A 21,970-nucleotide genomic window follows, 5' to 3' on the forward strand; every position below is an offset into this window, starting at 1 on the left:
ACAGGGCCGAGATCAACTCCGCTTCTCACCCAGCGCTGTACGCAACCAGTCCAGCGACCCGGTCGCCAGCACCGCGTCAGCGAGTTCGTTGGCCGACTTCGTGGTGAGCCGCCCGCGGCTGTTGTCGATCCAGCGCTGCGCGTTCTCATAACCCTGGGCCTTGTACTCAACGCCCTGGATCATGCATTCCAGCTTGTCGGCGTCCCGGGCGCAGATGGCCTCGGCAGAATCCTTCGCCTCGTATTCGGCGACGAGTTCCCGCACGGCCGAGGCCAGGATCTCGGGCATACCGGCGACCTGGTCGGCAGTGACCGCCTGAGGATCCGCTTCGGTGGAGTACTTCTTGCCCAGGTAATTCACGTCACCGGTCCGCGTCTCCTGGGAGTCGTGCCACACCGCGAGGTAGGCCGCACGTGCGGGATCTGCGCCTTCGAGCTTCGCGATGATCGTGGCGAGCAGAGCGGTACGCCACGAGTGCTCCGCCACCGACTCCGGGTCGCGTACGCCGGCCATCCACCAGCCGGTGCGCTTGGTCTGCTTCAGCGTCCCCGCCTCGTACAGGAAGCGCGCCACCGCGGACAGGTCTTCAGCCACCGTCGGACTCCTCTCACGCCTCGGCGAGGCGGATCGCGTACCGAATGCTCTCCAGCTCCCGGCGCCCGCGCGCCGACAACTCCTGGCTATCCAACATCACGGGCAGCCGGTCGCGCAGTGCCCGGCTAGTGCTCTGACCGCATAGGTTCGCCGGGTTGGCGGCGTCGGTGCTCGGACCGGCTGGATGCGGTGTGGGAACAATGCGAGCGGTTGCGGAGCCGATCAAACTAGGCTCCCAGCATGTCTGGTCCGACGTTGGTGATCGAGTTGGCGGAGCCGCTCTCCCCGGCTGCGCTGCGGGAGTTCCGCGCGTTGATGGTGGGGCTCTCTTCCCACTTCGACGAGAAGCGGCCCGGGTTCTTCGACGTCAACGTGCCCGCAGAGCGACTGGGCGTCGAGGACAGGCGAGAGAAGGACTGGCGAAAGCCGTTCCCGCTTCCACTCCTCGGCAACGCCTCCGCGGACGAGGAGCTCACAGCCCTGGTGGGATTCAATCCGCAGCGCGAGGACTGGCGTCGGCCCTTCCTGGTCTACTTGATGGGGCCGGGTGTCGGCGACGAGAGCACCTTCGAGGCTGAGCACGCGGACGAGCCCGAGGTGGAGGCCATCCTCGGCTTCAGGCCGACCCATGCCGTCAATGTCAGCGCCTGCTGCAATCGCGAGATCGATCACGTGACCACGGCCCTGCTGACCGCTGCTGTCATGGACGTCATCGGAGGCGTGGCCAATGTCGAGCTGCTGGACGGACAGGCGTCGGTCGTCGCCGGCCTTCCGGGGGTGTCGGGGATCGCGGGCGACGACTGGATGGCGCTGGGATCGGCGGAGTTCCTGCGGGCCTGGGTTGGGCACCCCGCCTTCCGGCTGGTCAAGTAGCCCAGACAGATCCGCGGCGGAGGTGGTGCTGTGACCTGGAACGTTCGCCATGTTGCCTGATCATGCGGCGAGAGCGGGTCGGCCGCCCCAGCGGATGCCTTTCTCGCTGCGGATACGGGCGCGTTCCTTGCGTTCGGCGACCAGGACGTCATGGTGGCGGGCATTGGCATTGCGCCAGCGGAGGTAGGCGTGCAGGGCCCGGGTCTGCACGGTGTGGTTGGGGTGGTTCGAGTTGGCGATGGTGAACTGCCGCAGCGGTCCGAAGTGCGCTTCGATCGGGTTCGCCCATGAGGCGTAGGTCGGGGTGAAACACAGCTCGACCTTGTGCTTCATCGCCCAGCGACGGATGTCGGCACCCTTGTGGGCGGAGAGGTTGTCCAGGATCACGTAGATCGGTGCGCCGTCGGGCCGGGCGGCACGGATCGATCTCAGCGCGGCCAGCGTGTTCACGGCTCCCTTCTTTCGCCGGTTCACGCCCCACAGCCGGTCGTCGCCGACCGAGTAGCAGCCGTGGAAATACCGGACTCCGTGGGTGCGGTGGTAGGTGGCCGGCAGCCGGTTGGGACGCCCTTGTTCGGCCCAGCCCGAGCCCGCGGTGGGCCGGATCCCGAGCGGGCCGAACTCGTCGAACGCAAAGACCCGGTCCGGGAAGCGGTCCAAGACGTGCTCGATACGGTCCAGCTTCGCCTCCCGTTCGGGGTCCGGGGACTCCTTCCAGGTCTTGGTGCGCTGGAAGGTGACGCCGCGGCGGGCGAGCAGGCACCGTAACGCCTCACGGCCGATGCGGATCAGCCGGCCGTGCACTTTGCGCAGGTAGGCGACCAGCTTGCGCAGCGACCAGCGGGTGAACGGCTGGCCGAGCTTGACCGGGCGGGTAGTGGCCGTCGCGATAACGAAGTCCTCGTCGTCATCGCTGAGTCGGCGGGGACGGCCTCCCGCCCACTGAGGGTCCAGGCAGGCCAGGCCCTTCTCATTGAACGCGTGGATCACATCCCTGACGGTGTCCTCGTCGGCCTGCACCAGCTGGGCGATCACCGGCACTCGGTTCCCGCCTGCCGAGGCCAGCAGCATCATCGCCCGCCGGTAGCGAACAGAACTGGCGCTGCCCCGGCGCACGATCTGCTGCAGCTTCTGCCCCTCCTGGTCGGTCAGTCTGCGCACACGGACGGGCTCGGCCACCGCGCCTCCAGCGGTCGGATCGGATGTCACCGCACATCCAACCGCTACGACCGCCCACCCGGCGAACCTATGCGGTCATAGCACTAGCAGTACCGGATCGCAGCAGGTGAGGCCGGACCTGGAGCAGGGACCACACAGAGTGGATGTTGAGGTCGACGTAACCGTGATTCGGAGCCAATCCCTGAGCGAGGTGAACGAGCAGCTTGTCACCCGGCCATGGCCCGGGGGTGCGGGTGGCAATGAAGTCGTCGGTCAGTTCCAGATGGGCGGTCTCGCCGATCCAGTACGCCCAGTAGTTCAGGTTCGCCGCCTCACCGGAGTCATCGTCGATCAGCGCGGTGTCGATGAAGTGGCTCATGCGGTCCCGGTCTCCCTGCCGGGCCGAGACGGCTGCGACGGAACGAGAGTTGAGCCAGCGGGTGAGCCAGTCGCCGGGGCGTTCAGTGGCCTGCTGGTGGGCGAGCCACTGCGATGTGTCGGGCTGATCGTCGTATCCGGAGAGGTACAAGGCCTGGCGGCGTAGGAGGAACTGATCCTCTCCACGTGCCTGCTCGGCCGTGCGCCGCATCTGCGTGAAGAAGCGAGTCCGGTCGGATGCCGACAGCTCCGGCCCGGCCGGCGCGGGTCCTCGGCGCCTGCGGCGCGCGGCGGTCAAGTCCCGGACAGGCTGGGGCGGTACGCGGTTGAGAGGCCAAGCAAGCACCTCGACGAGATCACGCTGCATCACGCAGGCTCCGAGCGGGCTGTCCTCGACCCCAGCCGCACCGTCGAGGGCGCCGGCGAGGAGGACGTCTGCCTCCAGGGCACGATCGAGGGCCCGAAGGAGCGCAGGCACGGTGCCCATCTGCATGAGCCGGTGACGATGCACGAGCATCTGCCCGACCGGTACAGCGGTCAGAGGGCGACGGCCGGACTCCCACCCGGCGATCGTGTCCGCGGACACACGCAGCCGCTCAGCCGCTTCCTCCTGGGTGAGCCCCGCCTGCTCTCGTATGACCCGGAAGACATGGCCGGAAATGACGCCCGTGCGAGGGCGAGCAGTCGTTCCCTGACTGCTGGTCAGGGCTGGTCGCGAACTCGACTGCATAAACAGCCCCATTTCCGTGCGCGAAGCAAAACACTTGTACTCGCAGTCACTTCAAGCAGTGATCACGGACTTCTACCTTCATATGCATCACCGGACGAGCCTAGTGGGACGGCAGCCTCGACGGCCGGTGATGGACCACGCCGAACGCGAGTGCTTGGGAGGGACGCGACGATGACCATGACGGCTGCCTCGGTGGGACCGCAGCGCCACCAGGAGCGGCATGCGGCGAGGCTCTGATCACAGACACAGGCCACAGACCCGCTTGCGAAGTGAGGACCCCCGCGACGGGCGCAACCGTCCGGGGGCGTGGCCACCAGCCAAACCCAGAGGAGCTGATGGCAGTGAGCATTATCCACACATGGGTGAAACGGGTACTGGGCGTATGGGCGCCCGGCACCGGCAGACGCCGAGCGGGCGAGCGGACGGCGGTATCCGCCACCGACCGGCTTTCCGAGTCGCCTCTCACGGCGCCCCCCTCGCTCCCGGCCCACCGCTCCCCGTACGGACTGCACACCCCCCTCGATGGCGCTGCGACCGCCATGGTCCGGCCCTACCTGGCCGCCGCCGAGCGAAAGCCTGAGTGCGCCTTTCAGACCCGCTCACGTGGCCGTACCCCGAGCTGCTCGGTGTCACCGGCTCGCACACGACGGTTCGCGGAGGTGAGCCGGTGACCGACGGACGAGTGAAGGCTGCCGTCCGGCGCGACGAGATGCCCATGCTCCGCACCTATCGGCTGTGGTTCGAGCACACCCGCAGGTGCGACCGGGGCTGCAACGGCATTCCCAAGGCGCAGGACGGGTGCGAGGCCGGGCAGGAACTGTGGGGCGCGTACCGCCTCGCGAGAATCGGAAGGGGCGGCGCATCATGAGCTGGACCATCGAGCGCGCACCAGGACGACCGGTGCGCCGGACCGACGACGATCGTCTCGCCGTCCCCCTGCGGCTGACCCACACCGGCGGCCACCCCACCCATACCGAGCTGACCCTCACCCTCGCCGAAGCCGAACACCTCCACGCCGCCCTCTGCCGAGCCCTCGACGGCCAGCCCCCGCCACCGGCCGTCCCGGACTGCCGACAGCCCGTTCAGGCATCTCCCGGTGCCGCCCACGTCGTGGGCCACGTGTAGCGGGTACGCGCGGACGGCACCGCACCGACGCCCCGCCGCCGACGCATCCCATGGCCCGGCGGCGAGGCGGGGCCGAGGTGCGGCGGCCACCCACCGATACGCCGGTCAGCGCACCAGCAGGTCGATCACCCCGGTCAGGTCCTCCTCCCCACCGCCCTCGGCCGACCGGCGGCGCATCAACGCGAAGTAGGGGTTGAGCAGTTCCGGGCTGACGCCCTGTTCCTCGGCGGTGGTGAGGAAGGTCGGCGTGCCCGCCACCTGCATGGCCAGGTTGGAGACCACGCCCCCGGTGTAGCGACCGCTCCGCAGCCGGTCGGCGGTGCCGTGCACGGACGGGGCCATCGCGGTGAGCCAGTCGGCCAGTAGCGGGGCGAGGGACGCGGGGTCGATGTCCTCCTTGCGGATCAGGGCGAAGGCGTGCGCGGCCCCGGCGAACATCCCGTACATGGCGCTGAGCAGGGCCACGTCGTGCAGGGCCGCGAAGCCCGCGTCCTCGCCCACGTAGGCGGTGCCGGCCGGCACGCCCAGGGTCGTACGGTGCCGCTCGAAGAGTTCGCGCGAGCCGCTGTAGAAGACGTAACCGCCGGCCTCGGGGACGCCGATCATCGGTGGGACGGCCATGATGCCGCCGTCCAGATAGCGGGCGCCTCTCTCACGGGCCCGTTCGGCGCGGACACGGGCCTGGGCGGGGGTGCTGGTGGTCAGGTTCACCAGGTCGCGTCCGGCCAAGTCGGCACCCGCAATTGCCTCGTCGACGGAGGCGTCGTCCAACAGGCAGACCACGACCAGGGAGTTCGCCGCGACCGCCTCAGCGGCGCTGCCGGCGACCCTGGCCCCCTCGGCGGCGAGCGCCTCGGCGCGGGCCGGAGTGCGGTTCCAGACGGTGAGCGGGTGGCCGGCGGCGAGCCAGGCACGGGCCAGCGCGGTGCCCATCGCGCCGAGTCCCAGCAGGGTGACGGAGGTCTTCTCCAGAGCGTTCTGTGTCATGCCGAACAGGCTGGTCGCGGGCGCGGACGTGATCAAGTAGGCACTTCGGAGTGGGTGGTTACTCTGAGGAGAGCGAGCACGTCAAAGGGGTGGGGCACATGACGACGCTGAACCGGCCGGGCGCACCGGACGAGCACGCCTGCGGGATCGACACCGCGATGGAGGTGATCGGCGGCAAGTGGAAGGTGCTGATTCTCTGGGCCCTGCACGAGCATCCGAGCCGCCGCTTCGGCGAGTTGCGCCGGCTGCTTCCGGGGGTCAGCGAGAAGGTGCTGGCCTCGCATCTGCGCGAGATGGAGACGGACGGCATCGTGCGACGCGTCTCCTACGACGAGGTGCCGCCCCGCGTGGAGTACTCACTGACGGACGACGGGACACGCCTCAACGACGCGCTCGGGCCGCTGGCCGCCTGGGGCCGCGGGCGGGCCAAGCGGTAGCCCTTCCGGTCCCTCGCGCTGCGCACCTCCTGCGAGTGCAGCGAAGGTGACCGGCCACAAGGCCTGACCGGGCCGAAAGCCATCAAGGCCAACCCCCCTCCCTCGGACTCGGCGCATCTGTGTTCCCAATCGTCCGACGCGACCGCCAAGGCGCGACGCCGAGCCCCATCCCGGCTCGGCACCGCAGAAAATGTGACCGGTTCAAAAACCACCTCTGCCACACCCGTTGACTTCCCTCTCTCCCGGCTCTACTTTCGGCCAGCCAGCATGTTCGGCGTGCCGATCCCCGTTCGAGATATCGATCTCCGGGTATCCATCGAAGGAGCCGCATGACCTCCCCTCCACGTGCCAACTCCCGTGGTCTCCAACGACTTTGCAGGAAGACGGTGATCCGCGCGGTCACCCTGGCGACCGCCGCCACAGCCGCCCTGATCTTCGCCCAGCCGCCGACCGCGGCCCCCACCCCCCGGACGCTGACCGACATCGCCCCGGTCGCGGTGACGGACCGCCAGATCCCCGTCCCCGAAGCCCCGATGGGCTGGGCCTCCTGGAACGCCTTCGCCGCGAAGGTCGACTACGACGTCATCAAGAAGCAGGTCGACGCGTTCGTCGCCGCCGGGCTGCCCGAGGCCGGCTACGAGTACATCAACATCGACGAGGGCTGGTGGCAGGGCACCCGCGACAGCGCGGGCAACATCACCGTCGACGAGGCCGAGTGGCCCGGCGGCATGAAGGCCATCGCCGACTACATCCACAGCAAGGGCCTGAAGGCGGGCATCTACACCGACGCCGGCAAGGACGGCTGCGGCTACTACTTCCCCACCGGCCGCCCCGCCGCTCCCGGCAGCGGCAGCGAGGGCCACTACGTCCAGGACATGACGCGGTTCTCCCAGTGGGGCTTCGACTTCGTGAAGGTCGACTGGTGCGGCGGCGACGCCGAGCGCCTCGACCCGAAGACGACCTACCAGGCGATCAGCGACGCCGTGGCCACCGCGACCGCCACCACCGGCCGCCCCCTCGCCCTCTCCCTGTGCAACTGGGGCTACTCCAACCCCTGGAACTGGGCGCCGGGCATGGGCCCGATGTGGCGGACGAACACGGACATCTTCTACCACGGCCAGGGCCTGACGTACGCGGGCATGCTGACCAACTACGACCGGAACGTGCACCCCACCGCCCAGCACACCGGGTACTACAACGACCCCGACATGCTGATGATCGGCATGGGTCTCACCGCCGCCCAGGACCGCACCCACATGAACCTGTGGGCAATCTCCGGCGCCCCGCTGCTCGCGGGCAACGACCTCTCCACCATGACCACGGAGACGGCGAACATCCTCAAGAACTCCGAGGTCATCGCCGTCGACCAGGACCCCCGCGGCCTCCAGGGCGTCAAGGTCGCCGAGGACACCACCGGCCTCCAGGTCTACGGCAAGGTCCTCTCCGGCACCGGCAACCGCGCGGTCGTCCTGCTCAACCGCACCTCCACCACGCAGAACATGACCGTCCGCTGGTCCGACCTCGGCCTCACCAACGCCTCCGCGACCGTCCGTGACCTGTGGAGCCGTACCGACGTCGGTACGCCCGGCACGAGTTACACCACCAGCGTCCCGGCCGGAACCTCCGTGATGCTCACGGTCAAGGGCGGCACCGAGCAGGCATCGAGCACCTACACGGGCACGTCGAGCTTCTCCGGCGTGGTCGCCGGGAACACCGGGCTGAAGACGGTCGACGTCTCCTACACCAACAACACCTCCACGGCACGCGTCGGCACCCTCACCGTCAACGGCCAGACCTCCACCAAGGTCTCCTTCCCGCCGACCGGCTCCTCCCCCGGCACCATCTCGGTCGCCCTGTCGCTCACCAAGGGCAGCGCCAACACGATCACGTTCACCGGCGCCCCCACCCTCGAAGGCATCGTCGTACGGCCGCTGCCCGGCACCAACGGCACGCTGATCACCGGCACGGGCTCCGGCCGCTGCGCGGACATCGACAACAACACGATCACCAACGGCACGGACGCCCAGCTGTGGGACTGCTCCGGCGGCCAGAACCAGGTCTGGCAGTACACCTCCCGCAAGGAACTGGTCGTGTACGGCAACAAGTGCCTGGACGCCTGGGACCGCGGCACCTCCAACGGCACCCGTGTCGTCATCTGGGACTGCCACGGCGGCACCAACCAGCAGTGGCACGTGAACGCCGACGGCACGATCGTCAACGTCAACTCCGGCCTCTGCCTGGACGCCTACAACGCCGCGACCGCCAACGGCACGAAGCTCGTCCTGTGGTCCTGCAACGGCCAGAACAACCAGAAGTGGAGCCGGACATGAACGACATGACCAGCGGGCCCGGCCTCTCCCGCCGTATGTTCCTCGGCACGGCGGCGACCGTGCCGCTGGCCGCGACCGGTGTGCTCACCCTCGGCGCGGGCACCGCCCACGCCGCCGACTCGGCGTACGCGATGGTCTACTTCACCGAGTCCACCACCATGCTGGAGGCCGACTACGGCCTCCACCTGGCCGTCAGCCAGGACGGGCTCAACTGGACCCCGCTGAACCAGAACGCACCCCTGGTCACCCCCACCCAGGGCGCCGGCGGGCTGCGCGACCCGTTCCTGATGCGCAAGCAGGACGGCACGTTCGTCGTCCTGGCGACGGACCTCAAGGGCACCGACTGGAACTACAACAGCACCTACATCCACGTCTGGGACTCGACCGACCTGCGGACCTTCACCGGCTACCGGCGCGTGAAGCTGCACGACATGACCACCACCCACAGCTGGGCCCCGGAGGCCTACTGGGACGCGGCGCGCGGCCGGTACGGCATCCTCTACTCCTCGGTGAACAGCAGCGGCCACAACGTCATCATGGTCAGCTACACCACCGACTTCGTCACGACGTCCAGCCCCCAGGTCTTCTTCGACCCCGGCTACGACATCATCGACGGCAACCTCACGGTCGGCGTGAACGGCGTCAACTACCTCTACTACAAGGTCAACCAGACCCTCGTGGGCGCGCGCTCGACGACCCTGAACCCCGGCAGCTTCACACCGTTCAGCACCGCGGCCTCCCACGGCGGCACCGAGGCACCCACGGTGGTGAAGTCCCTGACCTCCGACACCTGGTACCTCTGGGGAGACACGTACACCCCCAACGGCGTCTTCTACGCCTGGCAGTCGGGCAACCTCGCCTCCGGCACCTGGACCGCCCTCGACCAGAGGCTCTACACCCAGCCGCTCAACTCCAAGCACTGCGGCATCCACCCGATCACCTCGACCGAGTACACCAACCTGCTGGCCCGGTGGGGCGCGCCGGCCTGGAACCGCCTCAAGTCGTACAACTTCCCGTCCCGCTACGTCCGCCACAGCAACTACGTCGGCCGGATCGACGAGTACCCCTTCGACCCGTTCACCGACTCCCAGTGGAAGCTGGTCCCGGGCCTGGCGGACTCCTCCGGGGTCTCCTTCCAGTCGGTCAGCCACCCCACCCGCTACCTCCGGCACTACGACTACGCCCTCCGCCTCGACGTGAACGACGGCACGTCGACCTTCGCCGCCGACGCCACGTTCACCCGGGTAGCCGGCCTCGCGGACTCGACGTGGTCGTCCTTCCGCTCGTACAACAACCCGACCCGCTACATCCGCCACAGCAACTACGTGCTCCGCATCGACCCGGTCTCCACGGCGACGGAGAGGGCGGACGCGACGTTCCGGGTCGGCTACTGAACCGACCGGCACGGCCGGGGTGACCGGCCGTCTCTCCGTGCCCCGTCTCTCCGTGCCCCGTTCCCCGGGGCGCGGGGCGCGGGGAGACACACGAACGGGCTTGTGCGGCAGGCGTGTTGGCGTCCGGGCGGCCCGGACCTCGTGCGGGCGTCTGCGATGCTGTGCCGATGAGCAAAGCATGGCAAGGACACGTCATCGAGGGCACGCGCTTCGTGGTCCCGGCGTACGGTGTGACGCCCAGGCACGTGCTGTGTGCGATCGGCGTGGGCCTGGACCCCGACGTCCTCGGCCGCGTGGTCGAGGAGGCCGGTGGCGGGGACTTCGAACTCGACGAGTTCCAGCAGGAGCCGGACCCCCGGATGCGGGAGTGTTTCGACGCCGCGCTCGGCTCCCGCCAGATCACCGGCGACGACGGGTTCGGCGAGAGCGACTGGGCCGCGGTGGACGCACACGACTCGGTCGTCTACGTCCTGTCGCCCCCGATCTCCCAGGCCACCGGCCTCGACGTGTCCCGCCGCACACTGGCCGTCACCGCGGCCCTGCTGGCCCACGGGGCCACCGCGGTGAAGAACGAGTCCAGCGGGGTGACCTGCGGGCGCGAGCGGTGGCTGGCCCTGGCGAGCGAGGCGGCGGCCGCCGAGACCGTGGACGACCTGGCCAGCGCCCTCGTCCGGGCCTGGGTCGCGCCGGTGATCTACGACGGGGAGGTCTACCACAGCTGCGGCATGCACCTCCTGGGCGAGGCCGACGTGGAGCTGGCCCCCGGAACCACCGGGGTGCCCGAGCCGAAGCTGATGCTCGACTGGATGGCCACCATGCAGATCGCGTCGTACTACCTGCTGACGGAGCAGCCGGAGCACGGCGTCCAGGACGGCGAGGGCTTCCGCATCGCCGAGGACGCCCCGCGCTGGATCATGAACCGTCTGGAGTGCGAACGGTTCGAGGACGACGACTTCTTCCACAACCCGTACGGCTACTGGCGCCTGACCCCGGCCGCCCGCGGCCCACAGAGACGGGCGAAGCTCAGGAAGCGCAACCCCCGCGCGACGCTGAGGACGCGACGGACGGGGTGAGAACGGCGAGGGCGTGAAATCTCCGGCCCACGGGCCGAACGCCGCGCCCTCCTCCGGCGTCTCAGTACCGATCGCGGTCCCGCCCACCCGGGCGGCCCCACATCGGCGAACACCGGAGGGACACATGGCCGAGCGCACACCCGTCAGGCCCGGCACGATCGTGGCCGTGGCCGTCGCCGTCCTGGCTCTCGGCGGGCTCCAGGGCTCGACGGCCGGCGCGCAGACCGTGGCAGCCGTACCGGCCGCCACGACGACCTGCGACGGCACCCGCCCGGAGGGCAGCTTCCCCGAGAGGGCCGACACCGTGGACGACACCCCGCTGCAGCGGACCCTCACCCGCCTGGAGAAACTGGCGACCGGACGCCACGCCGACGCCTACGCCGGTCTGGTCGTCGACGAGGACACGGCGAGCGCGGACCTCTACCGCATCCCCTCCGCCGCCTTCGACAAGGCCGCCTGCGACGCGGCCGAGCGGGGCGTGACCCTCCGCATCCACGACCACGACATCAACGAACGGGACCTCACCGTCCTCCTCGACCGGATCAGCGAGGACATGACCCGCTGGGACGGCACCTTCGACCTGCGCGAGGTCGGCCTCGACGGCACCGGCCGCATCGTCATCGGCGTCGACGACCCCGCGACGGCCGAACCGATCCTCCGCGCGGCCTTCGGCGAGCACAACGCCAAGTACCTGGTCGTCGAGTACGCGCCCCAGGCGCACTTGCTCTGACCGGCGGATCTTCGAGGATGCAACACCCCCGAGGATCCGCTATAGTTGATCACGAGCCGCTCACCGGAAACGGAAACACCCGGTAGTACTCAATGCGTTGGTGGTCCAAGGAAAGACGCCCCACTTCCTGTGGGGAAATGCAGGTGCAAGGCCTGCCCGGCGCTCCATCCCGAGAGCCCCGTTTCGCGCAAGCGAAGCGGGGCTCTCGCGTTTGCGCGAGGCCGACGGTCGCGCCCACGATCCGGGTGGTGGCGGCCGAACTGCCCGTATCGCTGCGCCCGTCGAAGGAACGCCGTTACCGGGTGGCCGACCCCTACCTGCGGTTCTGGCTCATGTTCCTGGACCCGCACATGGCGGAGATCGAGCGTATGCGGGGAGATCTCACGCTGGCCCGGATCCAGGAGCGGTGGACGAGCTGGCGGGGCCGCGCGATCGAGCCCCTGGTCCGCGAATCGCTCGCCCGCCTCCTGCCGGACGGGCAGCTCCCCGCGGCCCCGGCGATCGGCGGCTACTGGACCCGCAGCAACGACGTCGAGATCGACCTGGTGGGCGCCGACCGGCAGCCCGTGGCCAAGGAGCTGCTCTTCCTCGGCTCGGTCAAGTGGCTGGAGAACTCCGCGTTCGACGACCACGATCTGGCCGCGCTGCAGAAGCACCGGGCTGCGCTCACCGACCGGCCCGTCCCCCTGGTGGCGGTCTCCCGCAGCGGGGTCGGCTGTTCCGGCCTCCAGGCGGCCTACGGTCCGGACGAGCTGCTCGGCGCCTGGCGCAGGACGTGAGCGAGGTCCGGTCGGCGAGCGGCGCCGTGACGGGGTGACGTCACCGGGTGGCGCTGTCCGCCCTGTTCAGCAGCCGGGTCAGCAGCAGAGCGCCCCCGGCCGCCACACCCACCGCTCCCACCGCCCCTGCGGTCATGAAGCCCCCGCGGGAACGCCACGACAGCACCGACCACCGTGACTGCGCGGAGAACAGGGACCCCGTGCTCAGCCACGACCCGGTCGAGATCAGCGACAGGGAGGAACCGATCGAGCCGACCGACAGGGCGCTCCCGATCGAGCCGACGGACAGCACCGAGCCCACGGACCCCACGGAGAGCACGGATCCGACCGATCCGATCGACAGCACGGAGTCCTGGGACCACAGCGACAGCAGCGAGGAGGAGGACCGGGACGAGGTGCACGGGGACGAGGTGGACGGGGAGGCGGAAGGGGCCGAAGGTGCGGACAGCTTCGTCATGAGGCCATGCTGCCCCCTCGCTCCCCGGAACAGAGCCCTCCGCCCCGCGTCGGGCCGGATGTCGAGCCGCGCGGCGGTCCCGCCGAACGTCGTGGGCCCGTCCGGCGTCTCAGTGGTGCCCGTCCCACCAGGAGGCCACCACCATGACGACACCCGCCACCGTACGAGTACGCCACCGCGCCCTGACCGCCGCCGCGTTGGCCGGCACGCTGCTGTCGACGCTCTCCGCGTGCAGGGAGGAGCCGAGGGAGGTGGCGACACCGGCACCCTCCTGGAAGGAGCCGTCCGCGTACCGGTTCACCCTCACGTCGAGCGAGGGTGAACGTTCGCTGATCGGCACGTTCGCGGTGACGGTCCGGGACGGCAAAGTCGTGAAGGCCACTGGACTCGACGACAGCGCCCGCCGTGCGGTGGAACGGAATCCGTCCGAAGTCCCCACCATCGCCGGGCTGTTGAAGCAGGCGGAGACGGCACGGCGTGACGGCGCCGACATCGTGGACGTCGACTACGCGAAGGACGGCCGTCCGACCGCCCTCTCCATCGACTGGGACGAGGACGCGATCGACGACGAGGAGGCGTACACCCTCAGCGACTACGAGGCGCTCGGCTGACTCAGGTCCCGGATCGTGCCGCCCACCTTGGCCTTCAGCTTCTTGAGCACGGGGGGCTTGGCGGAGATGGCCCACTGCGGACCGACCAGGTACTTCCCGCCGTACATGGAGGCCGACTCCAGCCAGACCTCCTTCAGCTTCTCCTTGGGGAAGGTGGTGATGAGGTAGTCCCCCGCCGAGGTCTGGCACACGCCCTCACGCAGCTCCTCCGCCTCGGTCCGGATCTTCACCTCGCACCCCGTCAGCTCGGCGATCACCTCGACCTTGGCCGGCGCGACCGCCGCGGCGACAGGACTGGCCTTCCCCTTCGCCTCGTCCCCGCCCCCACTGCACGCCGCCACCAAGGGCAGGGCAACCAGGCCCGCGGCCAACGCGACCCCACCACGCGACAGCTTCCTCACCATGCCCTGATCTCCGTCCGCGTTCCGAAACCCGAGTGCACTCGGGTACGGGTACGTGCGAGGACGGGAGGATTGCTCAATCTCGGACGGCTCGAGAGGGCTGGACCTGAGCGGCCCGTTCCCCAGCCGCGACAGATCCCTCGCTCGGGCCGCCTGCGCTCGCTGCCCGGCACCTCATGACACGCTCCGCAGGGTCTGCCTACGCGCATCCGGCACGCCCACAAGAGGCGACCATGCTCGAGCCGACGACCTTCTGATCCATAGGATCGGGCAAGATCCCAGGTGAAAGGCTGACTGCCTCTGATGCCTTTCCATGGCGGGGTTTCGCGGCCCGCGCACAGCGCGGGAGCGCGCTGGTAGGTCGAGTGCGGCAGGATGGATGACCAACGAGGCCCCCGAGCAGCGCGATAAGAAGTCATCTCATTTGGTGAGTCTGCGGTAGCAGATGAGGGTGCAGGCGATGCTGGTGAAGGCGAGGAAGTGGTCGGCCTTGCGTTCGTAGCGTCGGTGGAGGCGGCGGCAGCCGGCGAGCCATGCCATCGTGCGTTCGATGATCCAGCGGTGGCGCCCCAGCCGTTGTGAGGACTCGACTCCCTTGCGGGCGATGCGGTGGGTGATGCCGCGCTTGCGTAACCATCGCCGCAGGTGGGCGTAGTCGTAGCCCTTGTCGGCGTGGAGTTTGCCGGGCCGGCGCCGTCGTCGGCCTCGGCGCGAGCGGATCGGCGGGATGCCCTTCACGAGCGGGATCAGGGCCTGGCTGTCGTGCAGGTTGGCCCCGGAAATGGCGACAGATATGGGCAGACCTGTCCGTTCGGTGATCAGGTGGATCTTCGATCCGTACTTGCCCCGGTCGACAGGATTCGGACCCGTCAGGTCCCCCTTTTCAGGGCCCGCATGTTCACCGAGTCGACCGCGCACCGCGACCAGTCCAGCTCACCGCGGGCACCGAGTTCGTCGAGGACCAGGCGGTGGAGCCTGGCCCACACCCTTGCCTTCGTCCACTCGGCGAACCGCCGGTGGGCGGTCGCTCCGGAGGGGCCGAACGACGCCGAAGGCAGCTGCTGCCAGGTACAACCCGACGTAGCCACGAAGACGATCGCGGCCAGTACTTCCCGGTCGCCGTGCCGACGCCGACCACCGCCCTGCGGCCGCGACGGCGCCTCCGGCACCACCCGCTGGAACAACTCCCACAACTCGTCCGGCACCAGCCGCTCAACGATCCCCACCATGACCCACAGAATACCGAGTCATCCAAATGAGATGGCTTCTAAAGACGTCAGACATCTCGATCAACAGCCCGCGGGAATCGCTCGTTGCGCTTCACGGCCCATCACCCGATCGGTGGCCAACTCGAAGAAGCGCAGTTATCTGGCTGGGGTCCTGCTCATTGCAATGACCCGGAGCACTATCTGGTGCATTTATTCACCTTGTCCGGATTACCATGGACCACGCCTCCCGCGTTGGCTGTGGCTAGAATGGGAGGCGTAGTCCATATGCCCAAATTTGATCTTTTTGGGTTCGGTGCGAAGAGTTCCGTTTTTCAGTTGTCAGAAAAATTCAGTGCGGGAAATCGGGACTTAATGCCCACTCTGCAACTAGCGGATTTCTATCTTCGTTTGGTAAGTGGCGGCTACAACCCAGGCCGTTTGGCCTCCACAGCTGTAGACCGATGCGGCTGATGACGAGGCCGCAATCCACGAGCCCTCGTGCTTCGAGTCCACGCCGCGGTAATCCCTGCACGTGACGACGACGCGAACGTATCCGGCGCCGCCAGAGCAGTCCGCGTAGCCCCTCACGGAGTTGCTGTCGCGCCAGCTCTTGCACCCCGTCGGGCCAGCAGCGGCAGCTGGTGCAGCGGTAGCCAGGCCGACTCCAAGTATCGCCGCTGTCGTGATGGCTGCTGCCGAAATTTTCTTTGCGATTCGCATCCGCTCTCCCGGTTGGTGCGCAACGTGATTGATGCGCGTTGCCTGGTGAGGAAGGACTGCTCCAACGCCGTGGGCTGGAGCTCATTCATGGCAGGTGGCAGCTCCTGCCTATCGCGCTCCACCCGTGCATACGACACCACTGGCCCCGAAAGTCGTGCTGCCGGTATTGGAGCTGGATCCACCGGGACTGATGGTCCCGTCCAGCACGACGGTACTGGCGCCGATACTGTGGAACACCTCGGCCTTCACCGGAAGATTGTTGACGTATGAACGGACGCCGTTCCGGAACCCGTTGCCGAAGGAAGCCAGGTCGTAGCAGAGCTTGGTGCTGGCACTGGTGAAGGTGAGAGATGTGAAGTTTGTGCCCTCATACAGGCAGAGCTTTCCAGAAGGGCACCCTCCAACAGCCGCCGCAGGGGTAGCCGTTGTCGCTATGCCGGCAGATGCCAGGGCAAGCGTGGAAAGTACCACCGCTGACTTGCGCCGCAGATTCATGGATCTCCTCTGTGTCTGTTCGACAGCCGCATTATGAAACGCGTTCACAACTTCCGGCCATAGACGCCTGGGCCGACAGCGCGGCTCCGTTCTCCGAGTCGCCGCTTGATCAAGAGTGCCCGAGTTACGTGCCGGCGAGTTGGCAATGCATGCACTCTTTTTAGGCATTGCGTCCACTCCACAGGGCCCCGCGCAGTGCCGATAACGCTTGAGCGGCTGCTGCTCACCGAAGCCGCCGCCCGTCCGGCGCCGCTCCCGCTCACCACTGTTTCCGATGCCGATCGGATCGCGGACCAGGCGCTCGCGTTCGTGGTCACGGCGGCCACCGCGACGGTCCCCATGGTCCCGTCGGACGACGTGGACCTCGGCCTCCACGCGCTCATCCTGCACACGAAGGAGTACGCCCAGCTGTGCGAGCAGTACGCGGGGCGCTTCCTGCACCACAACCCGAAGCCGGGCGGCGGGGCGCGTGACCCTGAGCGGGTCGCTGCCTCGGCTCACGCCATGAAGGCGGCCGGGTTCATGGTCTTCGACGAGCTGTGGACCGTGGACGGCACGAACCTCGCGCAGTGCGACTCGGACTGCGGCCGACCCTACGGTCAGGACTGACCCCACCCCACAGCGACGCGACCGGCCACGACTCGTAGTCGGTCGCGTCCGCCCGGAAGGAGAAGAGACGTTGTCCGGCCCAACCCCTGAACTGCCGATCGTGGTGCTCGACGCGCTCATGCCCACGGCTCACCACCTGGTCATCAACCGCCGGGGCTCCACGGTCTGGGAGGTGGAGAGCCCACGGGGTCACTACGCCGTGAAGCTCGGCCACCCGATCGAGGCCACGGCCGACTGGGCCGCCCAGCCCTGGACCGCGCTCGCGCCGGCGCGCGAGGGTGCCGTACTGCATCGGCTCGGCCTCGATGAGATCGCCTACGGCGAGTGGGAGCGCGGCACGTGGAACTTCCAGCCGTGGCACGAAGGCCCGGACCTGTACCGGCTGTGGGAACCCTGCCGTCGACCGGACTCGTCCATCGCGCCCCACACGGACGTTGCCCTGGGCTGCGTCGAGGCACTGGCCGAACTGCACGCGAAGGGCTGGGCACACGGTGACGTGCAGCCCGCTCACTTCATCATCGGGCCCGAACGGTCGCACCTGGTCGACCTCGCCCTCGCCCGTGGCGGAAGCGTGCCCGAGGGATACGACTTCCCGTTCCGCGGCTGCCTGGTCCACTACGAAGCACCCGAGATCGCCCGCAGTGTGCTCGCCACCGGCGAAGCCGAGCCGACACCGGAAGCCGATATCTACGCCCTCGGCGCGTCCCTGCTCATCTCCGCCACCGGCTGGCGAGCGGTCGAATACCCGGACGACGCTCCTCGACCCGTGCAGAGACAAGCCGTGGCGGACGGTCGGCGCCGCCCCGTGAAGGCGCCCGGTGAGCTGGGCGAACTGATCAACGCCATGCTCAGCCACGCTCCCGAGGACAGGCCCACCCTCTACGAGGTCCGCGCGGCACTCATCCGACGTCCGTGCGGCGGGTCGGTCCTCAGCCGACCTCATCCGTGACAGGAGAGGGCTCGGCGACGAAGGAGCCCATGCCCGGGGTCGTGGTGATCAGGCCCTCCGCGCGCAGGGCCGCGGTCACCTTGCGGACGGTCGTTCGTGCCACGCCGAACTCCTGCTCAAGCCGCACCTCGGAGATCATCGTGCGGGGCGGGTACTGACCGCTGGCGATCCTAGTCCGGAGCACATCGGCGATCTGGACCCACTTGGGCCGGGTGGGGTCGAAATCGATCACACCAGAACCGTACACAGCGGCGGAGATTCGAACATAGAGGACTGCCGGTGCACCTAGGTGTAGACAGGTGCACCGGTAGCCGATACCGTCTGGTGCCATGAAAGACCCCGGCGAGGTGGGTAAGACCTCCCGGGGCATGGTCAACGCTGAGCTAGGAGCATCGACGTGCTCGACCCTATCCGCCGGGCCGCCCGGCGGCTGCGGCTTCTGTTCATTCGCGGCACCGGGCGGCGGCGCGCCGGAGATCGGCTTGCTGTCGAGCCGCTCCTCGACCGGTGGACCGCGACGGCCCCGGCCCCCCTCCCGGCGCACCGCTCCCCCTACGGCCTCGACGAGCAGTTCGACGGTGCCGCCACCGTCGCCGTACGCCCCTACGTCGCTGCCCACGAGCAACGGCTCCGGCGGCGGGAGTCGGCGATGGCGGCGATGGGGATGGACATGCCCGGTCCGTGCTGGATCCATGGGCTGGAGGTCGCCTGATGGACGGCGAAGCGGCGGATGAGATGCGGTTGTTGCCGTGGGTCGGAGAGGGGGGCAAGGCCTGCTACCTGGTCACGGACGGGGAGTGTGGTGCCGTGTCCCGGGCAGCCGATGTCGTGGAGGGCGTGCGGCTCGGGATGGGCCGTGAACTGCTCGGTCACGCGGGGGAGATGCTGACGGCCGACACTCCGGACCTTGAACTCCGTTTTCTCGTCCAGCGGTTGAGCGAGGCGCTCGCGGACGCGATCCGGGTGGCCGAGAGCCGGGGGCAACGGCTGGGACAGCGCCGACTCGGCTGAAGTCGCCCGGGGCTCGCTCCCGGGGTGAGGACCCGCGACCGCGCACATGCGGATGCAGAGGGTGCAAGGGCGTGTCACGCTTTTGGTAGCGCCGCGCCCGTGCCGCCCCCGCATCCGTCATCCGCAGTCAAGAGACCAAGGCGAAACGGAGTACGGCATGGGCGAGATCATGGTCAGTACGACCACCAGCGGCGCTCAGTTCCAACCGTCCGTCGACTCCGTCCTCGGTGCGCAGTACATGGCCACGTGGGCGGACGAGAGCAACGCCGGGATCAAGGGGCAGAACCTGGGCGTGACGGGGGCCAAGCTCGGCGCGGAGTTCCAGGTCAGCAGCCCGGCGGCGGCGCTCGGCGGCAACACCAACCGGCAGTGGCCGACGATCGAGTCCGCGGGGTTCTCGTCGTTCGCGGTCTGGAGGGAAGAGGCCTTCAACCCGCCGCCCGGCCCACAGCTGAAGCTGCGGCGGTTCGTCGGCGGGCAGCCGTCGGGGCCCGAGGTCCAGGTCAACGGCGCCGAGATCGACCCGGCGACCCGGCCGTCCGTCACGAACATGGTCGACGGCGGCTGTCTCGTCACCTGGGCGGGGTCCCGCGCGGACCAGCGGATCCGGGCCCAGCGGTTCACCTCCGAAGGCATCAAGGCCGGCCCGGAGTTCACGGTGAACACCACCGAGGGCTTCCATGTGAACCCGGCCGTGACGGTACTGGCGGACGGGAACTACGTCATCGCCTGGACCACCGACCCCTCGTCGATCGGCGGAGGCAGGCTCACCTTCCGGGTCTTCGACTTCGAAGGGGTCCCGCAGGGCGGAGAGGTCCAGCCCAACGCCTCCGGTTTCAAGGGCGACAACGCGATCACGCTGCTGGACAACGGACGGTTCGTCGTCGCGCACATCGACGGCATCGGGCCCAGCGACCTGGGTGTCCCGCAGACCACCGTGGAGGCCAGTGTCTACGCCCCCGGTGGAGGGGGCGTAGAGATCACCAGCGTGACCGCGGGGCAGCCGCGGGACTTCAACCGCTCCAGCCCGGCCCTCACCGCGCTGCCGGGCGGACGCTTCCTCCTCGCCTGGGTGGAGAAGAGCGCGGCGACCTTCGACACCGTTCCCACCGTCATGGCGAAGATGTGCTCGGACACCGCGCTCTCGCTCAGCGACAAGGTCCAGGTCAGTACGGCGACGGCCGGTGACCGTTTCCAGCTCTGCGCCGCGGCCGCCTTCGGCGACGGTGCGGAATCCGTCTTCCTGGCCTGGGCGGACGACGGTGGCACGTCGGACTTCGCCGTACGGGGACGGGCGTTCGGCGTCACGCCGACCGGACAGTTGGTGGCGGCGTAGTCACACCCGAGGCCGCAGGCGGTGGCAGTGACGGTCACGGTGACGGTGACGGTGACGGGCAGACTGCGGTCATGCAGCTTCCCGCGCCCGCTGTCGCGGCCACCGCTCTGATCGAGGTCGTCAGGATCTCCGGGCTGCCCGGCACGCGGGGCGCCCCGTACCCCGGTGCGGTGGTGGGCCACTGGGTCGGGGCGGAGGTCGCCGAGGTTCTGGACCTGGTCGAGAGCCTGCCCGGCGGTGTGCGGCATCGCTGTGGGTTCTCGCCGGGATGGGGTGTCCGGGCGTACGACGCCGCCCTCGACCTGCCGCTGTTCGAGGCGGCGTTCTGCTTCACCTGCGACGAGGTCCGGATGCAGGGGCCCGCCGTGCCGCCTGCCCCGGCCACGCAGTTCTTCGACGCCGGCGCCGAGCAGGCCCGGGCGCTCCTGGCCCGCTTCCGCGGCGCGGCTGCGTAGCCGAGGGGGACCTGCTCGACGGGCGCTGTCCGCCGGACAGACCGATGCAGTGCCGCCGCCTCCGTGGAGGTGGGGGCACCGCATCGTCCAGAAGGACTACGAGCCCGTCACGCGCCCGTGCGGCCCGCGCCCCTGCGGCGCGTCACCACGAAGATGGCGCCGCCCGCGGCCACCAGGCCCGCCGCGCCGATGGCGATCGGGATGGCGTTGCCGCCGCCCGTCTCGGCGAGGTCGCCGGGCTCACCACCGTTGGGGGTGGGGGCCGCCGGGGCGGAGTCGGAGGGAGAGGGCTCGGTCTTCGGGGTGTCGTCGGCCGGAGGCTTCTCGTCGGCCGGGGGCTTCTCGTCCGCCGGGGGCTGCTCCTCGGCCGGCGGCTGCTCCTCGGCCGGCGGCTGCTCCTCGGCCGGGGGGTTCTCCTCGGCCGGGGGGTTCTCCTCGCCCGGCGGCTGCTCGGTCGTGCAGTCCTTCGTGCCGCCGTTCCAGGCCGCGATCAGCTTGTCCTTGATGACCGGACGGTCGGGACCCTTGGGGACGTCGCCGTGCTCGAAGCCGTCGTTCGCGTCGAACTTGCCGTCGAACTTCACCTTGCCCCGGTACAGGTCCACCTGGCCGAAGCAGCCCGCGTCGGGGACCGCGATGTCGAGGGAGTCCGCGCCGCCCTGCTTGACCGTCACCGTGTCGAAGTCGACGAGGACCTGCTCGCCGGAGGTGGCGAAGGTCGGGCCGTGGGCGAGGTAGGACGCGAGGGAGACCGTGCAGGTCGTGGCGTCGGAGGCCGCGCGGACCTTGATGTGGACCTTGCCGTCGTCGGTGGGCTTGAGGTTCTGCTCGTCGAGCTTGACCCAGTCGGCGAACTTCACGCCGTCCAGCGAGAACTCGCAGCGGTCGGTCTCGGTGGGGGTGCCCGCGCCCTGGCCGGGGGCGTAGCTCTTCTTGCCCCAGCCGTCGCCGCCGGGCGTGTCGGTGGCGAAGGCCGGAGCCGACACGGCCGCGCTCAGCGCGAGAGCCGCGATGCCCGTTCCCACCAGGCGGCTCACGATGACACGTCTCACTATGGACATGCAGATCCCATTCTCGAACTCGAACGTACGAGACCCGACCCGGGGCGTGGCAGCAGGACGGCAGCACGA

At 69.1% G+C, this 21,970-nt stretch carries 25 protein-coding genes and 2 pseudogenes; 16 read left to right on the forward strand and 11 right to left on the reverse strand.

From position 1 onward, the window contains the following. Positions 1–12: 12 nt before the first annotated feature. Together SCAB_RS21020 and SCAB_RS48605 are read right to left on the reverse strand one after the other, a co-directional pair. Positions 13–594, reverse strand: a complete 582-nt coding sequence (locus SCAB_RS21020; protein WP_037723257.1) for an HD domain-containing protein — start codon at positions 592–594, stop codon at positions 13–15. 13 nt (positions 595–607) lie between these two features. Continuing rightward, a pseudogene (locus SCAB_RS48605) lies at positions 608–718 on the reverse strand (transcriptional regulator); the annotation flags it as partial. 116 nt (positions 719–834) lie between these two features. On the opposite strand from SCAB_RS48605, the gene SCAB_RS21025 reads away from it, so the two are divergent. Then, complete coding sequence (locus SCAB_RS21025; RefSeq protein ID WP_013002096.1) at positions 835–1,467, forward strand: DUF6368 family protein; 633 nt, start codon at positions 835–837, stop codon at positions 1,465–1,467. A 60-nt stretch (positions 1,468–1,527) separates the two neighbouring features. Here the strand turns inward: SCAB_RS21025 and SCAB_RS21030 are convergent, their stop codons facing one another. Both SCAB_RS21030 and SCAB_RS21035 read right to left on the reverse strand, forming a co-directional pair. Further along, complete coding sequence (locus SCAB_RS21030; protein ID WP_231885102.1) at positions 1,528–2,646, reverse strand: IS630 family transposase; 1,119 nt, start codon at positions 2,644–2,646, stop codon at positions 1,528–1,530. A gap of 67 nt (positions 2,647–2,713) precedes the next feature. Then, the gene (locus SCAB_RS21035) at positions 2,714–3,745 is read right to left on the reverse strand and encodes a helix-turn-helix domain-containing protein (protein ID WP_013002098.1); all 1,032 of its coding nucleotides are present in this window, start codon (positions 3,743–3,745) and stop codon (positions 2,714–2,716) included. 655 nt (positions 3,746–4,400) lie between these two features. Between SCAB_RS21035 and SCAB_RS21040 the strand changes: the two genes are divergently transcribed. Beyond that, entirely contained in the window at positions 4,401–4,601 is a 201-nt protein-coding gene (locus SCAB_RS21040) for a hypothetical protein (RefSeq protein WP_148274218.1), read from the forward strand. Then, positions 4,598–4,858, forward strand: a complete 261-nt coding sequence (locus SCAB_RS21045) for a hypothetical protein (RefSeq protein ID WP_049875751.1) — start codon at positions 4,598–4,600, stop codon at positions 4,856–4,858. The genes SCAB_RS21040 and SCAB_RS21045 overlap by 4 nt, the downstream gene beginning before the upstream one ends. A 105-nt stretch (positions 4,859–4,963) precedes the next feature. On the opposite strand, the gene SCAB_RS21050 is transcribed toward SCAB_RS21045, so the two are convergent. Continuing rightward, the gene (locus SCAB_RS21050) at positions 4,964–5,845 is read right to left on the reverse strand and encodes an NAD(P)-dependent oxidoreductase (protein ID WP_041670808.1); all 882 of its coding nucleotides are present in this window, start codon (positions 5,843–5,845) and stop codon (positions 4,964–4,966) included. A 98-nt stretch (positions 5,846–5,943) separates the two neighbouring features. Here SCAB_RS21050 and SCAB_RS21055 point away from each other — a divergent pair, with 98 nt between their 5' ends. From SCAB_RS21055 to SCAB_RS21080, 6 genes and pseudogenes are all read left to right on the forward strand, one after another. Beyond that, positions 5,944–6,282, forward strand: a complete 339-nt coding sequence (locus tag SCAB_RS21055) for a winged helix-turn-helix transcriptional regulator (RefSeq protein WP_037723262.1) — start codon at positions 5,944–5,946, stop codon at positions 6,280–6,282. Between the two features lie 329 nt (positions 6,283–6,611). Next, positions 6,612–8,612 (forward strand): ricin-type beta-trefoil lectin domain protein, encoded by a 2,001-nt coding sequence (locus tag SCAB_RS21060; protein ID WP_049875752.1) that lies wholly within the window; start codon positions 6,612–6,614, stop codon positions 8,610–8,612. Next, positions 8,609–10,006, forward strand: coding sequence for a glycoside hydrolase family 43 protein (locus SCAB_RS21065; protein ID WP_041669444.1), 1,398 nt, complete (start codon positions 8,609–8,611; stop codon positions 10,004–10,006). Before SCAB_RS21060 ends, SCAB_RS21065 begins: the two co-directional genes overlap by 4 nt. Positions 10,007–10,173: 167 nt before the next feature. Further along, on the forward strand, positions 10,174–11,079 hold the full coding sequence (locus SCAB_RS48610) for a hypothetical protein (protein ID WP_049875753.1): 906 nt from the start codon (positions 10,174–10,176) through the stop codon (positions 11,077–11,079). Between the two features lie 124 nt (positions 11,080–11,203). Continuing rightward, entirely contained in the window at positions 11,204–11,809 is a 606-nt protein-coding gene (locus SCAB_RS48615; RefSeq protein ID WP_013002106.1) for a hypothetical protein, read from the forward strand. A 242-nt stretch (positions 11,810–12,051) separates the two neighbouring features. After that, a pseudogene (locus SCAB_RS21080) lies at positions 12,052–12,588 on the forward strand (DUF234 domain-containing protein); the annotation flags it as partial. Positions 12,589–12,628: 40 nt separating this feature from the next. Here the strand turns inward: SCAB_RS21080 and SCAB_RS21085 are convergent. Beyond that, positions 12,629–13,045 carry a hypothetical protein gene (locus tag SCAB_RS21085; protein ID WP_013002108.1) on the reverse strand — a complete coding sequence of 139 codons (417 nt, stop codon included), beginning with the start codon at positions 13,043–13,045 and terminating at the stop codon, positions 12,629–12,631. Positions 13,046–13,188: 143 nt separating this feature from the next. Between SCAB_RS21085 and SCAB_RS21090 the strand changes: the two genes are divergently transcribed. Beyond that, positions 13,189–13,656, forward strand: coding sequence for a DUF6174 domain-containing protein (locus tag SCAB_RS21090; protein WP_041669446.1), 468 nt, complete (start codon positions 13,189–13,191; stop codon positions 13,654–13,656). Here the strand turns inward: SCAB_RS21090 and SCAB_RS21095 are convergent. From SCAB_RS21095 to SCAB_RS45125, 3 genes are all read right to left on the reverse strand, one after another. Further along, positions 13,638–14,060 (reverse strand): hypothetical protein, encoded by a 423-nt coding sequence (locus SCAB_RS21095; RefSeq protein WP_013002111.1) that lies wholly within the window; start codon positions 14,058–14,060, stop codon positions 13,638–13,640. The two genes, SCAB_RS21090 and SCAB_RS21095, sit on opposite strands and share 19 nt — an antisense overlap. A 417-nt stretch (positions 14,061–14,477) precedes the next feature. Further along, positions 14,478–15,286 (reverse strand): IS5 family transposase gene (locus SCAB_RS45955; protein ID WP_397962632.1). Its coding sequence is split into 2 segments (ribosomal slippage): positions 14,478–14,938 and positions 14,938–15,286, totalling 810 coding nucleotides; the frame shifts between segments, so codons are not numbered across the junction. Between the two features lie 807 nt (positions 15,287–16,093). Further along, on the reverse strand, positions 16,094–16,480 hold the full coding sequence (locus SCAB_RS45125) for a peptidase inhibitor family I36 protein (protein ID WP_078580165.1): 387 nt from the start codon (positions 16,478–16,480) through the stop codon (positions 16,094–16,096). Between the two features lie 219 nt (positions 16,481–16,699). Between SCAB_RS45125 and SCAB_RS21110 the strand changes: the two genes are divergently transcribed. Then, the gene (locus tag SCAB_RS21110) at positions 16,700–17,089 is read left to right on the forward strand and encodes a glycine-rich domain-containing protein (RefSeq protein WP_408054981.1); all 390 of its coding nucleotides are present in this window, start codon (positions 16,700–16,702) and stop codon (positions 17,087–17,089) included. Between the two features lie 70 nt (positions 17,090–17,159). Continuing rightward, positions 17,160–18,038 carry a protein kinase family protein gene (locus SCAB_RS21115; protein ID WP_049875754.1) on the forward strand — a complete coding sequence of 293 codons (879 nt, stop codon included), beginning with the start codon at positions 17,160–17,162 and terminating at the stop codon, positions 18,036–18,038. Here the strand turns inward: SCAB_RS21115 and SCAB_RS21120 are convergent. Beyond that, a complete protein-coding gene (locus SCAB_RS21120; protein WP_013002114.1) occupies positions 18,019–18,270 on the reverse strand; it encodes a GntR family transcriptional regulator in 252 nt (83 codons plus the stop codon). The two genes, SCAB_RS21115 and SCAB_RS21120, sit on opposite strands and share 20 nt — an antisense overlap. Positions 18,271–18,435: 165 nt before the next feature. Between SCAB_RS21120 and SCAB_RS21125 the strand changes: the two genes are divergently transcribed. The 4 genes from SCAB_RS21125 (at position 18,436) to SCAB_RS21140 (ending at position 20,840) form a co-directional block, all read left to right on the forward strand. Beyond that, on the forward strand, positions 18,436–18,750 hold the full coding sequence (locus SCAB_RS21125; RefSeq protein WP_013002115.1) for a hypothetical protein: 315 nt from the start codon (positions 18,436–18,438) through the stop codon (positions 18,748–18,750). Between the two features lie 95 nt (positions 18,751–18,845). Continuing rightward, positions 18,846–19,049: a hypothetical protein gene (locus tag SCAB_RS21130; RefSeq protein WP_308061670.1), complete on the forward strand. Its 204-nt coding sequence runs from the start codon at positions 18,846–18,848 to the stop codon at positions 19,047–19,049. A gap of 157 nt (positions 19,050–19,206) precedes the next feature. Continuing rightward, positions 19,207–20,385 (forward strand): hypothetical protein, encoded by a 1,179-nt coding sequence (locus SCAB_RS21135; RefSeq protein WP_037723273.1) that lies wholly within the window; start codon positions 19,207–19,209, stop codon positions 20,383–20,385. A gap of 71 nt (positions 20,386–20,456) precedes the next feature. Then, on the forward strand, positions 20,457–20,840 hold the full coding sequence (locus tag SCAB_RS21140) for a hypothetical protein (protein ID WP_013002118.1): 384 nt from the start codon (positions 20,457–20,459) through the stop codon (positions 20,838–20,840). 107 nt (positions 20,841–20,947) lie between these two features. Here the strand turns inward: SCAB_RS21140 and SCAB_RS21145 are convergent, their stop codons facing one another. Next, positions 20,948–21,901, reverse strand: coding sequence for an LAETG motif-containing sortase-dependent surface protein (locus tag SCAB_RS21145; RefSeq protein WP_013002119.1), 954 nt, complete (start codon positions 21,899–21,901; stop codon positions 20,948–20,950). Between the last annotated feature and the right edge of the window lie 69 nt (positions 21,902–21,970).

This window comes from Streptomyces scabiei 87.22, assembly GCF_000091305.1.
In the GTDB taxonomy this organism is placed as follows: Bacteria; Actinomycetota; Actinomycetes; order Streptomycetales; family Streptomycetaceae; genus Streptomyces; species Streptomyces scabiei.